This is a genomic window from Serratia sp. CY33802 (genome assembly GCF_052169095.1).
Classification (GTDB): Bacteria; Pseudomonadota; Gammaproteobacteria; order Enterobacterales; family Enterobacteriaceae; genus Serratia; species Serratia bockelmannii.
The window spans coordinates 69,125-84,364 of record NZ_JBJNLL010000003.1 but is presented as its reverse complement, the minus strand read 5'-3'; the positions used below and the strand labels follow the sequence as shown (position 1 = coordinate 84,364).

The 15,240-nt window shown below is 59.8% G+C and carries 10 protein-coding genes; 8 read left to right on the top strand and 2 right to left on the bottom strand.

Annotated features, from left to right (window positions below; translation table 11 throughout):
* Positions 1 to 27: 27 nt before the first annotated feature.
* On the bottom strand, positions 28 to 2,754 hold the full coding sequence (gene barA, locus ACJ8HA_RS13720) for a two-component sensor histidine kinase BarA (protein ID WP_025301595.1): 2,727 nt from the start codon (positions 2,752 to 2,754) through the stop codon (positions 28 to 30).
* Positions 2,755 to 2,820: 66 nt separating this feature from the next.
* Between barA and rlmD the strand changes: the two genes are divergently transcribed.
* The 8 genes from rlmD (at position 2,821) to ACJ8HA_RS13680 (ending at position 13,779) form a co-directional block, all read left to right on the top strand.
* Positions 2,821 to 4,170 carry a 23S rRNA (uracil(1939)-C(5))-methyltransferase RlmD gene (gene rlmD / locus ACJ8HA_RS13715; RefSeq protein ID WP_025301596.1) on the top strand — a complete coding sequence of 450 codons (1,350 nt, stop codon included), beginning with the start codon at positions 2,821 to 2,823 and terminating at the stop codon, positions 4,168 to 4,170.
* A 9-nt stretch (positions 4,171 to 4,179) separates the two neighbouring features.
* The gene (gene relA / locus ACJ8HA_RS13710) at positions 4,180 to 6,411 is read left to right on the top strand and encodes a GTP diphosphokinase (protein ID WP_025301597.1); all 2,232 of its coding nucleotides are present in this window, start codon (positions 4,180 to 4,182) and stop codon (positions 6,409 to 6,411) included.
* A 102-nt stretch (positions 6,412 to 6,513) separates the two neighbouring features.
* Entirely contained in the window at positions 6,514 to 7,308 is a 795-nt protein-coding gene (gene mazG, locus ACJ8HA_RS13705; RefSeq protein WP_442515373.1) for a nucleoside triphosphate pyrophosphohydrolase, read from the top strand.
* A 351-nt stretch (positions 7,309 to 7,659) separates the two neighbouring features.
* The gene (gene pyrG / locus ACJ8HA_RS13700) at positions 7,660 to 9,297 is read left to right on the top strand and encodes a glutamine hydrolyzing CTP synthase (RefSeq protein WP_004932674.1); all 1,638 of its coding nucleotides are present in this window, start codon (positions 7,660 to 7,662) and stop codon (positions 9,295 to 9,297) included.
* A gap of 81 nt (positions 9,298 to 9,378) precedes the next feature.
* Entirely contained in the window at positions 9,379 to 10,674 is a 1,296-nt protein-coding gene (gene eno / locus ACJ8HA_RS13695) for a phosphopyruvate hydratase (RefSeq protein ID WP_025301599.1), read from the top strand.
* 286 nt (positions 10,675 to 10,960) lie between these two features.
* On the top strand, positions 10,961 to 12,151 hold the full coding sequence (locus ACJ8HA_RS13690) for an NAD(P)/FAD-dependent oxidoreductase (RefSeq protein WP_025301600.1): 1,191 nt from the start codon (positions 10,961 to 10,963) through the stop codon (positions 12,149 to 12,151).
* On the top strand, positions 12,148 to 12,552 hold the full coding sequence (locus tag ACJ8HA_RS13685) for a hypothetical protein (RefSeq protein ID WP_080271238.1): 405 nt from the start codon (positions 12,148 to 12,150) through the stop codon (positions 12,550 to 12,552). Before ACJ8HA_RS13690 ends, ACJ8HA_RS13685 begins: the two co-directional genes overlap by 4 nt.
* A 30-nt stretch (positions 12,553 to 12,582) precedes the next feature.
* On the top strand, positions 12,583 to 13,779 hold the full coding sequence (locus ACJ8HA_RS13680; RefSeq protein WP_025301602.1) for a methionine gamma-lyase: 1,197 nt from the start codon (positions 12,583 to 12,585) through the stop codon (positions 13,777 to 13,779).
* 37 nt (positions 13,780 to 13,816) lie between these two features.
* Here the strand turns inward: ACJ8HA_RS13680 and ACJ8HA_RS13675 are convergent, their stop codons facing one another.
* Positions 13,817 to 15,211, bottom strand: coding sequence for an amino acid permease (locus ACJ8HA_RS13675; protein WP_025301603.1), 1,395 nt, complete (start codon positions 15,209 to 15,211; stop codon positions 13,817 to 13,819).
* Between the last annotated feature and the right edge of the window lie 29 nt (positions 15,212 to 15,240).

Genomic DNA, 15,240 nt, shown 5'->3' with positions numbered 1-15,240 from the left:
TGCCTTTTTGCATTATGGCCTGAGGATTCAGGCCGGTTGCGCCAGATGCGCGCGCGCCGCGTGGATCACCAGTTCAATCTCATCCAACAGCTCCAGCCACTCCGGCTCCAGTTCGTCGTTGGTGATGCCCTGGCGCAGCTGCCGCTCGAGGTAGAAACACAGCTGCTTGAGGCGCGGCACGCCGCTGTAGCTGCAGCTGCCGTGCAGCTTATGGACCAGGTCGAGGATCTCGTCGTCGTGTTGCCCCTCGAGCAGCGCCTGCACCCGTTCGCGCACCTGCGGCAGGAAATCGAGCAGCATTTGCAGCAGATCGCGCGCCAGATCCGGTTTATTGGCCGCCTGGCGCAGCGCCAGCGGCCAGTCGAGCGACAGCGGGGCATCGTCGGCGACGGCGCTTTCCACGTCGCCGCTGTGGTAGCGCGACAGCACGCGGGTCAGCATTTTCTCGTCGATCGGCTTGGCCAGGTAGTCGTCCATCCCGGCCTGCAGCAGATGCTCGCGTTCGCCGCTGGCGGCATGGGCAGTGACGGCGACGATCGGCGTAGAGTTGTGGTGCGGCAGTTGGCGGATCAGTTCGCTGGCGTGAATGCCGTCCATCTTCGGCATTTGAATGTCCATCAGGATCAGATCCAGCACGTTGTTGCGCGCCAGCGCCAGCGCTTCCTCACCGCTCTCGCACAGCAGCGTTTTTTCCACCTGTTCGCCCAGCAGCGTGCCGATCAGCTTCAGGTTGGCCGGGTTGTCGTCCACCGCCATCACCGTCAGCGGCAGACGTTTACGCTCAGGTGGGGCGGCGAGCCGATCGGGCGTCTCCATTCTCAGCAGCGGGAACAGACGCGTGCTGGTGATAGGCTTGATCAGGCAGCCAAGCGCACCTTGTTGCTTGAGCAGTTCGGCGTCGATCTGCGCCTGGCACGGCAGCGCCAGAATCACCCGATCGGCCAGCTTCAGCGAGGCCAACAATTTGTCCTGGTGCTGCGCCATGTTGTCGCGGAACGGGATCGGCACGCCGGCCAGCAGGAAGTCATAGTGGCCTGGCGGCAGCTGGCCCAACGTCGGCGAGTGGGTGATCACCAGCTGCGTGACGCTGAGCATGTTGAGCGTCGCCTGCGCCGCCGTCGGGTTGGACTCGATATAGGCGAGCGTTTTGCCGTTCAGATCCGGCAGGCTCGGCGCCAGCGACAGCATGCCCTCGTTCAGATCCAGCGTGATGTGGAACCAGAAGGTCGAGCCGCGATTCAGCTGGCTGTGGAAGCAGATGTCGCCGCCCATCTCCTTCACCAGCTTTTGCGTGATCACCAGCCCCAGCCCGGTGCCGCCGTGGCGGCGGGAGATGCTGGCATCCGCCTGACGGAACGCCTGGAACAGCTGTGACTGCTGGCGTTCGGAGATGCCGATGCCGGTGTCGTGGATCTGCACTTCCACTTCCACCCGGCGATCCAACTGTTTGCGCAGCTCGACGCGGATATCGATATTGCCGGTTTCGGTGAACTTGATGGCGTTCCCCAGCAGGTTGGTGATGATTTGCTGCAGGCGCAGCGAGTCGCCGATCACCTGCTCCGGCACGTCGTTGTGCACATCCAGCGTCAGCTCCAGCCCTTTGTCGTGGGCGCTGGGGGCCAGCAGCACCACCACTTCGTCCAGCGTTTCGCGCAGGGCGAACGGAATATGCTCCAGCACCAGTTTGCCGGCCTCCAGCTTGGAGAAGTCCAGCACATCGTTGATGATGGTCAGCAGGTTGTTGGCCGAGCGTTCGATGGTCTGCAAATAATCGGTTTGGGTTGCGCTCAGATCGGTTTTCAGCATCTGGCGGGTAAAACCGATCACGCCGTTGAGCGGGGTACGCAGCTCGTGCGACATGTTGGCCAGGAATTCGGACTTGATGCGCGCTGCCTCCTGCGCGCGTTTTTTCGCCAAATCCAGCTCGACGTTCTGGATCTCCATCTGCTCCAGCGTTTCACGCAGGTCGGAGGTGGCCTGATCGATGTTCTGCTGCATCTCTTCGTGATAGGCGGTAAGCGACATCGCCATCGAGTTGATGCCGTTCTTCAGCATGTGCAGCTCGCCGAGCATGTAGCCCTCCACGCGGCTGTCGAGCTGGCCGCGGCGGATGCGGTCGACGGTGTTCACCATGTTGCGGATCGGGCCGGTCACGTCGCGCATCAGCCGGTAAGCAAACAGGATGGCGATACACATGCACAGCAACAGCAGCAGGGTGGAGACGAACACCTCTTTATATTGCTGCAACCGCACCGACTGCAGATCCAGCTCGATCGCCACATAGCCCAGGTTGTTGTCGGGGTGGCTGCCGCCGTCGGCGGTTTCATCCGGATACTGATTTTCCGACAGGATCGGCGTGCGGAGGATCAGCGAATCGCCGCGTCGGGTGAGCATCAGCTCGGTGGGCAACGGCACGCCTTTCGGCAACTGCAGCTGGGCGAAGTTGTGGTGATAATTGGAGGTGACGAACAAATTGTTCTGCGCATCGAACACGGTGATCGAACGCACGATGTCCGAATGGCGGCGGTGCAACAGGCTGACCAACTGCCTGACCGATTCGCGGCTGCGGAACGTCATGCCGTACTCGCTGGCCACCGCCAGCGGCTCGATGATGCTGGCGCCGGCGTCGACCAATTGCTCCTGCAGCTCGTTATAGCGGTGCACCACGAAGAAGGTGCTGAGCAGCAAACCAATCAGCAAGGTCGGGGCCAGAATCAGGATCATCATGCGCGCACGCAGGCTGTATTTGGTCATGGGATTCCAATGTGGGAGAATTGACAGCTGACACTAGCTTAATGAACCAGCACACAATCGACAAATATGGCGCAATTCTACTCTCCCAAACGCCGCGTGACGACCCGGCAGAGCTCACAAATCTTCACCGTGACGGTGAGCGATCTCGATCCTTTCGGCCAGGGCGTGGCGCGCCACGACGGCAAAGCGGTGTTCGTGCCGGGCGTATTGCCGGGTGAGCAGGCGGAAATCCAGCTGACCGAAGACAAGCGCCAGTTCGCCAAAGGCAAGCTCAAGCGCCTGCTGAGCCGCAGCCCGCAGCGGGTGGCACCGCGCTGCCCGCATTTCGGCGTGTGTGGCGGCTGCCAGCAGCAGCATGCGGATGAGGCGCTGCAGCAGCAGAGCAAGGCGGCGGCGCTGGTGCGCATGATCGCCCGCGAAACCGGGGTGACCCCGCAGCAGGAACCGGTGATCGCCGGCCCGGAATACGGCTATCGCCGCCGCGCCCGCCTGAGCCTGGCGTGGCAGCCGAAGCTGCAGCGCCTGATGATGGGGTTTCGACAGGCGGCCTCCAGCGAGCTGGTAGCGGTGGAGCACTGCCCGGTGCTGCGCCCGGAGCTGGAACAGCTGCTGGCGCCGGTGCGCGCCTGCCTGAGCGGGCTGCAGGCGGTGCGGCGGCTGGGGCATGTGGAGCTGGTGCTGGCGGATAACGGCCCGCTGCTGGTGCTGCGCCATCTCGATGCCCTGAAAGAGGCGGATCGCCAGGCGCTGTTGGCGTTTGGCGAGCGGGAAAACGTCGCTGTTTATCTGGCGCCGGACAGCGACCGCGTGGAAAAACTGTGCGGTGAAACGCCGTATTATCAGGTTGACGGGCTACGCTTAGACTTCAGTCCGCGCGACTTTATTCAGGTCAATGACGCCGTAAACCAACAAATGGTGGCGCAGGCCCTTGAATGGCTCGACATTCAACCCAATGATCGGGTGCTGGACCTGTTCTGCGGCATGGGGAATTTCACCCTGCCGCTAGCGCGCCGCGCCGCTGCGGTGGTGGGCATCGAAGGTGTTGCCACGCTGGTAGCGAATGGGCAATATAATGCACATAAGAATAAGCTGAATAATGCGTCGTTCTTCCATGAGAATCTGGAGGACGACGTTGAGCGGCAACCTTGGGCAGCACAAGGGTTTGATAAGGTGATGCTGGATCCCGCCCGCGCCGGTGCGGCCGGGGTGATGTCACACATTGTAAAACTGGCGCCGGCGCGGGTGGTGTATGTTTCCTGTAACCCCACCACGCTGGCTCGCGACAGCAAAGTGCTGTTGAACGCCGGTTATCGTCTTGCGCGCGTGCGGATGTTGGATATGTTTCCGCACACGGGGCATCTTGAATCAATGGCGCTGTTTATCAACGAGCGCGCGCCAGAGGTCGCTGCAAAGTAGGGAGAAGTTATGGTTGCGGTAAGAAGTGCACATCTGAATACGGCGGGTGAGTTCGCTCTCGATGAGTGGATCGCCGGCTTGGGGCTACCTAACCCGCAGTCATGTGAGCGATTGGCCGCAACCTGGCGTTATTGTGAGCAGCAGACCCAAAACCATCCCGACGCCTCGCTGCTGCTGTGGCGCGGCCTGGAGATGGTGGAAATCCTCTCGACGCTGAGCATGGACAACGACAGTATGCGCGCCGCGCTGCTGTTCCCGCTGGTGGACGCCGGCATCGTGCAGGAAGAGACCCTGACCGAAGCGTTCGGCAATGGCATCGTCGCGCTGGTGCACGGCGTGCGCGACATGGACGCCATTCGTCAACTGAAAGCCACCCAAAACGACTCGATGGCCTCCGAACAGGTCGACAACGTGCGCCGCATGCTGTTGGCGATGGTGGAGGATTTCCGCTGCGTGGTCATCAAGCTGGCGGAACGTATCGCCCACCTGCGCGAGGTGAAAGACGCGCCGGAAGACGAACGCGTGTTGGCGGCGAAAGAGTGTTCCAACATCTACGCCCCGCTGGCTAACCGGCTCGGCATCGGCCAACTGAAGTGGGAGCTGGAAGATTTCTGCTTCCGCTACCTGCACCCGGAAGAATACAAGCGCATCGCCAAGCTGTTGCATGAGCGCCGCATCGATCGCGAACAGTTCATCGACGACTTCGTCGCCGGGCTGCGCGCCGAGATGGCCAAAGAAGGCATTCGGGTGGAGATTTACGGCCGGCCGAAACACATCTACAGCATCTGGCGCAAGATGCAGAAAAAGCACCTGGCGTTTGACGAACTGTTCGACGTGCGCGCGGTGCGCATCGTGGCGGAGCGTCTACAGGATTGCTACGCGGCGTTGGGCATCGTGCATACCCACTTCCGCCACCTGCCGGACGAGTTCGACGACTACGTCGCCAACCCGAAACCCAACGGCTACCAGTCGATCCACACCGTGGTGCTGGGGCCGCGCGGCAAAACCGTCGAGATTCAGATCCGCACCCGGCAAATGCATGAAGACGCCGAGCTGGGCGTGGCCGCACACTGGAAGTACAAAGAGGGCGCGGGCGTGACCGTGCGCTCCGGCTACGAAGAGCGCATCGCCTGGCTGCGTAAGCTCATCGCCTGGCAGGAAGAGATGGCGGACTCCGGCGAAATGCTCGACGAAGTGCGCAGCCAGGTGTTCGACGATCGGGTCTATGTCTTTACCCCGAAAGGCGACGTGGTGGATCTGCCGGCCGGCTCCACGCCGCTCGATTTCGCTTACCACATTCACAGCGACGTCGGTCACCGCTGCATCGGCGCCAAGATCGGCGGCCGCATCGTGCCGTTTACCTATCAGCTGAAGATGGGCGATCAGATTGAGATCATCACCCAGAAACAGCCAAACCCGAGCCGCGACTGGCTGAACCCGAACCTGGGCTACGTGACCACCAGCCGCGGGCGCTCGAAGATCCACAACTGGTTCCGCAAGCAGGATCGCGACAAGAACATTCTCGCCGGCCGCCAGATGCTGGACAACGAACTGGAGCATCTCGGCATCAGCCTGAAAGAGGCTGAGAAGCTGTTGATCCCGCGCTACAACATGAACTCGCTGGACGAGGTGTTGGCGGCGATCGGCGGCGGGGACATTCGCCTGAACCAGATGGTGAATTACCTACAGGGCAAGTTCAACAAGCCGAGCGCCGAAGAGCAGGATCGCGAGGCGCTGCGCCAGCTGGTGCAGCAGAAAGCGCCGCCGCCGACCCGCAACAAGGATAACGGCCGCGTGGTGGTGGAGGGCGTGGGCAACCTGATGCACCACATCGCCCGCTGCTGCCAGCCGATCCCGGGCGACGACATCGTCGGTTTTATTACCCAGGGGCGCGGTATTTCGATCCACCGTGCGGACTGCGATCAGCTGGTCGATCTGCAATCGCATGCGCCGGAGCGCATCGTCGATGCGGTGTGGGGCGAAAGCTACTCCAGCGGTTATTCGCTGGTGGTGCGCGTGATGGCCAACGATCGCAGCGGGCTGCTGCGCGATATCACCACCATTCTGGCCAACGAAAAGGTCAACGTGCTGGGCGTCGCCAGCCGCAGCGATACCAAGAAGCAGTTGGCCACTATCGACATGGATATCGAAATCTACAACCAGCAGGTGTTGAGCCGGGTGCTGGCGAAGCTGAACCAACTGCCGGACGTGATAGACGCCAAGCGTTTGCACGGCAACTAAGCCCATATCGCCTTTCGGGCCGTATCGATAGCGGATGCGGCCCGAAATCCATGAATTCTGCGGGCGCTCCCCTGCGCCCCCATTCTTTCTCAGAGATTTTTTATGACCCAATCCACTCCGCTGCAGCGTCTGCTGAACATCATGAAAACGCTGCGCGACCCGCAGCTCGGCTGCTCGTGGGACCGCAAGCAAACCTTCGCCACCATTGCGCCTTATACGTTGGAAGAGACCTACGAAGTGCTGGACGCCATCGAACGGCAGGACTACGCCGATCTGCGCGACGAACTGGGCGACTTGCTGTTCCAGGTGGTGTTCTACGCCCAGATGGGGCAGGAACAGGGGCTGTTCGATTTTGATGAGGTGTGCACCGCCATCAGCGACAAGCTGGAGCGCCGTCATCCGCACATCTTCGGCGACGCCGAGGGCGGAGACAGCGAAGCCGTGGCGGCGCGCTGGGAGCAGCTCAAGGCCGGCGAGCGCGCCGAAAAAGCGCTGCACTCGGTGCTGGACGACATTCCGCAGGCGTTGCCGGCGTTGATGAAGGCGCAAAAGATCCAAAAACGCTGCGCCTCGGTCGGCTTCGACTGGAACACGCTGGGCCCGGTGCTGGACAAAGTGTATGAAGAGATCGACGAAGTGATGCACGAAGCCCGCCAGGCGGTGGTTGATGAGAGCAAGCTGGAAGAGGAGATCGGCGATCTGCTGTTCGCCACCGTGAACCTGTCGCGCCATTTGGGCCACAAGGCCGAGAACGCGCTGCAGGCGGCGAACCGCAAGTTCGAACGCCGCTTCCGGGAGGTGGAGGCGATCGTCCAGCAACGCGGGCTGCGGCTTGAAGACGCCACGCTGGAGCAGATGGAAGACGCCTGGCAGCAGGTGAAGCGCAAGGAAAGTTGAATCGCTGCAACGACAATGTTGATCGCAAACAAGGTTCACTCAGGCTGAAACGGTTAAGCTTACGGTCAGGTCACAGGCGCAGGGCTGCCGTCGGCAGCAAAAGGCCAACAAACTGAAATCTAAGGCGTTTTATCGCTCGATAGGGGCGGTAAAAAGAAATTTTCTCCGCTAACTCTTTGTATTTCCTAGAGGGTTTAGGCGGCGCCGGCGGAGTAAACCCTGATGAACACGGGAGGGCGGCCGAGATGATGGACAGCAAAACGATCGTTTGTAGGTCAGGAGAGGTTCGGGTATACTACTTTCCCGTCCTGGTTCTTCCATCGTCTTTAAACCTAAACTCTCAGGTTCAGCATGACAACTAATTATATTTTTGTGACCGGCGGGGTCGTATCCTCTCTGGGTAAAGGCATTGCCGCAGCCTCTCTGGCGGCTATTCTTGAAGCCCGTGGCCTCAACGTTACCATCATGAAACTGGACCCGTACATCAACGTGGATCCGGGCACCATGAGCCCGATTCAGCATGGGGAAGTTTTCGTCACCGAAGACGGCGCAGAAACCGATCTGGATTTGGGTCACTACGAGCGCTTCATCCGCACCAAAATGTCGCGTCGCAACAACTTCACCACCGGCCGCATCTACTCCGACGTGCTGCGTAAAGAACGCCGCGGCGACTATCTGGGCGCGACCGTGCAGGTCATTCCGCACATCACCAACGCGATCAAAGAACGCATCATCGAAGGCGGCGAAGGCCACGATGTGGTGCTGGTGGAAATCGGCGGCACCGTCGGCGATATCGAATCGCTGCCGTTCCTCGAAGCCATCCGTCAGATGGCGGTGGAAGTGGGCCGCGAGCACACCCTGTACATGCACCTGACGCTGGTGCCTTACATGGCTGCGGCGGGCGAAGTGAAAACCAAGCCGACCCAGCATTCCGTAAAAGAGCTGCTTTCCATCGGTATTCAGCCTGATGTGCTGATTTGCCGTTCCGATCGCGCGGTTCCTGCTAACGAACGCGCGAAAATCGCGCTTTTCTGTAACGTGCCGGAAAAAGCGGTTATCTCTCTGAAAGACGTTGATTCTATTTATAAAATCCCAGGCCTATTGAAATCTCAGGGGCTGGACGATTATATTTGTAAACGATTCAGCTTGAACGCACCGGAAGCCAACCTGGCCGAATGGGAACAGGTGATCTACGAAGAAGCCAATCCGGGCGGCGAAGTGACCATCGGAATGGTCGGCAAATACGTTGAGCTGCCGGATGCCTACAAGTCGGTGATCGAAGCGCTGAAACACGGCGGGCTGAAAAACCGTCTGACCGTGAACATCAAGCTGATCGACTCGCAGGACGTAGAAACCCGCGGCGTGGAAGTGCTGAAAGGGCTGGATGCGATCCTGATCCCGGGCGGCTTCGGCTACCGCGGCGTGGAAGGCAAAGTGATGACCGCACGCTATGCGCGCGAGAACAACATTCCTTACCTGGGCATTTGCCTGGGCATGCAGGTGGCGTTGATGGAGTTCGCTCGCAACGTGGCCGGCATGGAAAACGCCAACTCCACCGAGTTTATGCCAGACTGTAAGTACCCGGTGGTGGCGTTGATCACCGAATGGCGCGACGAAGACGGCAACGTCGAAGTGCGCAGCGAAGAAAGCGATTTGGGCGGCACGATGCGCGTAGGTGGCCAACAGTGCAACCTGAGCGACAACAGCCTGGTGCGTCAGCTGTACGGCGAACCGACCATTGTCGAGCGTCATCGTCACCGTTACGAAGTTAACAACATGCTGTTGAAGCAGATCGAAGCCGCAGGGCTGCGTGTCGCCGGTCGTTCCGCCGACAACAAGCTGGTCGAGATCATTGAACTGCCGAATCACCCGTGGTTTGTAGCCTGTCAGTTCCACCCGGAATTTACGTCTACGCCGCGTGATGGGCATCCGCTGTTCGCCGGCTTCGTGAAAGCCGCAGGCGAGCATCAGAAGCGCCAGGTGAAATAAAATATTTGGTGGGCGGCGCGCGGTGAGAACCGCGCGCTGTTTGTCTGGAGTTTTAGTTTAACTTGTACTGAGGAAAACCTAATGTCCAAAATCGTTAAAGTCATCGGTCGTGAAATCATCGACTCCCGCGGTAACCCGACTGTTGAAGCCGAAGTTCATCTGGAAGGCGGTTTCGTCGGCTTGGCTGCTGCGCCGTCAGGTGCTTCTACCGGTTCCCGCGAAGCGCTGGAACTGCGTGACGGTGACAAGTCTCGTTTCCTGGGTAAAGGCGTACTGAAAGCCGTTGCTGCAGTAAACGGTCCGATTGCTCAGGCAGTACTGGGTAAAGATGCCAAAGACCAGGCGAACATCGACAAGATCATGATCGATCTGGACGGCACCGAAAACAAATCCAACTTCGGCGCCAACGCCATTCTGGCGGTTTCCCTGGCAGCAGCGAAAGCGGCCGCAGCCTCTAAAGGCATGCCGCTGTACGAGCACATCGCTGAGCTGAACGGCACCCCAGGCAAATTCTCCATGCCACTGCCGATGATGAACATCATCAACGGCGGCGAGCACGCTGACAACAACGTCGACATTCAGGAATTCATGATTCAGCCGGTTGGCGCGAAAACCCTGAAAGAAGCGGTGCGCATCGGTTCTGAAGTGTTCCACCACCTGGCGAAAGTTCTGAAAGCCAAAGGCATGAACACCGCCGTGGGCGACGAAGGCGGCTATGCGCCAAACCTGGGTTCCAACGCCGAAGCGCTGGCGGTTATCGCTGAAGCGGTAAAAGCGGCGGGCTACGAGCTGGGCAAAGACGTGACGCTGGCGATGGACTGTGCGGCTTCCGAATTCTACAAAGACGGTAAATACGTGCTGGCCGGCGAAGGCAACAAAGCCTTCACTTCCGAAGAGTTCACTCACTTCCTGGAAGAGCTGACCAAACAGTACCCAATCGTGTCTATCGAAGACGGCCTGGATGAATCCGACTGGGCGGGCTTCGCTTACCAGACCAAAGTGCTGGGCGACAAAATTCAGCTGGTGGGCGACGACCTGTTCGTGACCAACACCAAGATCCTGAAAGAAGGCATCGAGAAAGGCATCGCTAACTCCATCCTGATCAAATTCAACCAGATCGGTTCTCTGACCGAAACGCTGGCAGCTATCAAGATGGCGAAAGACGCCGGTTACACCGCAGTGATCTCTCACCGTTCCGGTGAAACCGAAGACGCGACCATCGCCGACCTGGCGGTAGGGACTGCGGCTGGCCAGATCAAAACCGGTTCTATGAGCCGTTCTGACCGCGTTGCCAAATACAACCAACTGATCCGTATCGAAGAAGCGCTGGGTGACCGTGCGCCATTCAACGGCCTGAAAGAAGTTAAAGGCCAGTAAGTTCGACCGATTCGGTTGTTAAATAAAAACCCGCTGCGGCGGGTTTTTTTATAGCTATAACCGATATATTAACCAGTAGTTATTTATTAAAAACGGTAGTTTTTAACGGGGTAAATTTATTCCGATATCTCTCTTTCCCGTTTTTATATTCCCATTTTATTTGCTTTATAACTATTCGTTACTAGACTGCCAATAAGGCAGTTTATTTCTCGCCGTTCTGCCGTAGAACTTCATCATCACCATACCTTAATACTGCCGGCTTGCTGGCCGGTTGAGCGGGGGCTTGATGCGACAGCGAATCATCATTATCGGCGGTGGAACCGGCGGCACCATCCTGGCCAATTTATTGGCCGCAAAATTACACCAAGAGATTATTAATAATAAAGTCGAGTTATTAATGATATCGGATTCGCCGCTGCATTATTACAAGCCGGCGTTTATGTATGTGGCGTTCAATGCTTTTTTCAAGCAAGAGCTCACGCGTTCACAGCGGAGTTTATTGCGGCCTGAAATACAGTTTATTGTTGATAAAGCGCAATCTTTCGATTTAAAACAGCGAAGTATAGCTACGCAAAGCGGTAAAATTTATTCCTATGACTTTCTGGTCTTTGCTACCGGCTGTGTCCCTTGGCCAGAACGCATCGAAGGATTGGCGCAGGCGGGCGATCATTTTTATCAGTATCAGGCCGCCAGGCGGCTGGCGCATAAGCTGGCGACGATCGAAAAAGGCCGAATTTTCATCACCGTGTCCTTCCCCGAAACGCCCAACGTGCCCCATCAGTGCGGCATTGCGCCGATCGAAACCACCTTGATGCTGGACGACTACCTGCGGCGGCGCGGCGTGCGCAAGGCGGTAGAGATTGTGTACACCTACCCGACCATTTCCCAACTGCTGCGCAACTGCCTGTTTTTGCAGCGGCCGACCGGCGAAGCGCTGCCCGCCATTTTTGCCGCGCGCGACATTCGCCACCAGCGTGGGTTTACCCTCAGCCGGGTAGACGCCCAGCGTAACATCGCCTATTCCGCCGAAGGGGAAGAACAGCCGTTCGACATTCTGATGGCAACGCCGCCGATTCGCGCAGTCGAGGCGGTGCGCAATACCGGGTTGAGCGAGAGTCAAAACGGCGAAGGCTGGCTGCCAACCGATCATCAAACGCTGCAGGTCTACGGCCAGCAGGGCGTATATGTGATCGGCGATACCGTGGATTTGCCGGTCAGCAAGGCCGGCGGCTCTTGCCATAATCAGGCGCCGGTCATTGCCGACAACATCGTGGCGGAAATGCGGCTGGGCCAGCCCGTGAGCCATTACGATGGCAAGGTGCAGGCGGTCGCGCAAATGGGGCTGAATGCCGGCATGCCGCTGGTCTACGACTACCGGCATGACGTACTGCCGACGCCCGCCACCAAGGTAGGCGGCATGCTGCGTAATGGGTTTAACCGCGGCCTTTACTGGGCCACGGTAAGGGGGCTGATATGACGGAAAGCACGGTGCATGCGGCGGACCTGCAATCATTGGCGGCGTTGCTCGAGAAATTGCAGCCGCTGCTGGCGGGCGGGCGGTTGGATAACGTGGTCGATCTGTTGTCGCTGTTGTCGGACGTGGTGGATATCGCCGACAACGCGCTGGTGGAGAAACTGGCCGGCGTGTTTGAAGGGCTGGTTACGGTCGGTTGGGAGGGGGGGACTGCGTTGCAGATGGCGCACAGCGAGCTGCAATTGAATCCTCCGCCGGCCAGTTTTCGCGCGCTGTACGCCTTGCTGAAGCAGCCGGATACCCTGCTGGGGTTGACGCTGCTGCTGCGTACTTTACAAATCATCGGCCAGCGCACGCGAGACAGCGCATTGCCGCCGGCCCTTTCGGATGAATCAACGAATTAAGCTTCACCCACTCAGGTAAGGAGTTGTGTTATGTCCGCTACAGCAGTTGGCCACGACTTTGCCACCCGGGCTATTCATTACGGCTACGATCCGCAGCGGTATCAGGGGGCACTGTCTCCGCCGGTGTTTATGAGCTCTACGTTTGCTTTTCCCACCGCGGAATACGGCGGTGCCTGCTTTGCCGGCACCGAGCCGGGGTACTTTTATTCGCGCATCGCCAATCCGACGTTAACCCTGCTCGAGCAACGCATCGCCAACCTGGAGGAGGGGGAGGCGGCGGTGGCGTTCGCTTCCGGTATGGGGGCGATCACCGCGTGTTGCTGGACGCTGCTCAGACCGGGCGATGAGCTGATTGTCGATGAAACCGTCTATGGCTGTACCTTCAGCTACTTTCATCATGGCTTGGCACGCTTCGGCGTCAAGATAACCCACGTTGACCTGACCCGGCCGGAGCGGCTGGCGTCGGCCATGGGTCCGCATACCCGACTGGTGTATTGCGAAACCCCGGCCAATCCCAATATGCGCTTGGTCGATATCGCCGCCGTAGCGGAGATCGCCCATCGGCATCAGGCGCTGCTGCTGGTGGACAACACCTACTGCACGCCCTATCTACAGCGGCCCTTGGCGTTAGGTGCCGATATCGTGGTGCACTCGGCGACCAAGTACCTCGGCGGGCACGGCGATCTCTTGGCCGGGATAGCGGTGACGCGCCAGGCGTTGGCCGAGGCGATCCGTCTGGAGGGGCTAAAGGACATGAACGGGGCGGTACTGTCGGCGCAGGATGCCGCGCTGGTGCTGCGTGGGATGAAAACCTTGCCGCTGCGCATGGAACGTCATTGCGATAACGCGCAGCGCCTGGCAGAGATGTTGGCGGAGCATCCGGCGGTCGAGCGGGTGTATTACCCCGGCCTGGCGAACTTCCCGCAGCATGCGTTGGCGCAGCGGCAAATGGCGCGCCCCGGCGGCATGCTGGCGTTTGAACTGCGGGGCGGCATGCGTGCAGGCATTCGCTTCCTCAATGCGCTGCAGCTCATTTTGCGCGCGGTCAGCCTGGGCGATTGCGAAAGCCTGGCGCAACACCCGGCCAGCATGACGCACTCGGCCTACACGCCGGAAGAGCGGAAACGGCACCACATCAGCGAGGGGCTGGTGCGGCTGTCCGCCGGGCTGGAGGCGTTTGACGATCTGCAGGCCGATATCCTGCAGGCGCTGGCGCAAGCGCAATAAAAAAACCCGCCGCAGCGGGTTTTATCAACAGCGGGCGTTACATCTGTTGCGTCGCCGCGGTCACCGGCGAGCCGCCGCCTTTTTTGCGCACCCACAGCCAGTAAGCCACGGTGAGTAAAGCGATCCACACCAGCCCGACGTACAGCGCGATGCGGCTCTCTTCGAAGTAGCCGAGCAGGCCGATGACGAACGCCATAAAGGCGGTCGCCAATGCCGGCGCCACCGGCCACCACGGCACCGGGAAGCTCAACTGACGAGTTTCTTCCGGCGACAGCGTGCGGCGCATGACGATCTGCGACAGCAGGATCATCAGCCACACCCAGACGGTGGCGAAGGTGGCGATCGAGGCGATGATCATGAAGACCTTCTCCGGGATCAGGTAGTTGAGCACCACCGCCAGCAGCAGGGCGACTGACATCACCAGCACCGTCATCCACGGCACGCCGCTGGCGGTCAGTTTGGTGAAGCTGCGCGGCGCCTGGCCGTCCTGCGCCATGCCGTACATCATGCGGCCGGCGCCGAAGATGTCGCTGTTGATGGCCGAAATGGCCGCGGTGATCACCACCACGTTCAGCACGTTGGCGGCGGAACTGATGCCAAGGTTGCTGAAAATCTCGACGAACGGGCTGCCGTTCTGGCCGATACTGTTCCACGGATAGATCGCCATCAGCACCGTCAGCGTCAGCACGTAAAACAGCAGGATGCGCACCGGTACGGCGTTGATCGCCTTCGGCAGCACTTTGGCGGGGTCTTTCGCCTCGCTGGCGGTAATGCCGATGATCTCGATGCCGCCGAAGGCGAACATCACCACCGCTAATGACGCGACCACGCCGCCGAAGCCGTTAGGCATAAAGCCGCCGTGTTGCCACAGGTTGCTGATACCGGTGGCGTGTTGGGTTTGCCCGAAACCGAACAGCATCACCGCCGCACCGCCGACGATCATCGCCACGATGGCGGCGACCTTGACCAGCGACAGCCAGAACTCCAGCTCGCCGAAGACCTTGACGCTGCACAGGTTGAGCGCGCCAATAAACAGGATGATGCTGAGCACCCAAACCCACTGAGCGACGTCCGGGAACCACAGCCCCATATAGATGCCGAAGGCGGTGACGTCCGCCAGGGCGACGATCACCATTTCAAAGGTGTAGGTCCAGCCGGTGAGGAACCCGGCCAGCGGGCCGAGGTAGTGGCTGGCGTAGTGGCCGAACGAGCCGGAAACCGGCTGGTGCACCGCCATTTCACCCAGCGCGCGCATCACCATGAACACCGCCGCGCCGCCCACCAGGTAGGCCAGCAGCACGGCCGGGCCGGCCAGCTGGATGGCGCCGGCGGAGCCATAGAACAGGCCGGTGCCGATCGCCGAGCCGAGAGCCATGAAACGGATATGCCGCGCGTTTAGTCCGCGTCTGAGTTGTGTCGTTTCGTTACGCATGTTGTTTCCCGTTAAGTGTTTGCCGAACA

Excerpts from the sequence above, each read along its gene's own strand:
- rlmD (WP_025301596.1), top strand. The coding sequence starts at position 2,821 with ATGGCGCAATTCTACTCTCCCAAACGCCGCGTGACGACCCGGCAGAGC.
- ACJ8HA_RS13690 (WP_025301600.1), top strand. The coding sequence starts at position 10,961 with ATGCGACAGCGAATCATCATTATCGGCGGTGGAACCGGCGGCACCATC.
- mazG (WP_442515373.1), top strand. The coding sequence starts at position 6,514 with ATGACCCAATCCACTCCGCTGCAGCGTCTGCTGAACATCATGAAAACG.
- barA (WP_025301595.1), bottom strand. The coding sequence starts at position 2,754 with ATGACCAAATACAGCCTGCGTGCGCGCATGATGATCCTGATTCTGGCC.
- eno (WP_025301599.1), top strand. The coding sequence starts at position 9,379 with ATGTCCAAAATCGTTAAAGTCATCGGTCGTGAAATCATCGACTCCCGC.
- relA (WP_025301597.1), top strand. The coding sequence starts at position 4,180 with ATGGTTGCGGTAAGAAGTGCACATCTGAATACGGCGGGTGAGTTCGCT.
- pyrG (WP_004932674.1), top strand. The coding sequence starts at position 7,660 with ATGACAACTAATTATATTTTTGTGACCGGCGGGGTCGTATCCTCTCTG.
- ACJ8HA_RS13685 (WP_080271238.1), top strand. The coding sequence starts at position 12,148 with ATGACGGAAAGCACGGTGCATGCGGCGGACCTGCAATCATTGGCGGCG.
- ACJ8HA_RS13680 (WP_025301602.1), top strand. The coding sequence starts at position 12,583 with ATGTCCGCTACAGCAGTTGGCCACGACTTTGCCACCCGGGCTATTCAT.
- ACJ8HA_RS13675 (WP_025301603.1), bottom strand. The coding sequence starts at position 15,211 with ATGCGTAACGAAACGACACAACTCAGACGCGGACTAAACGCGCGGCAT.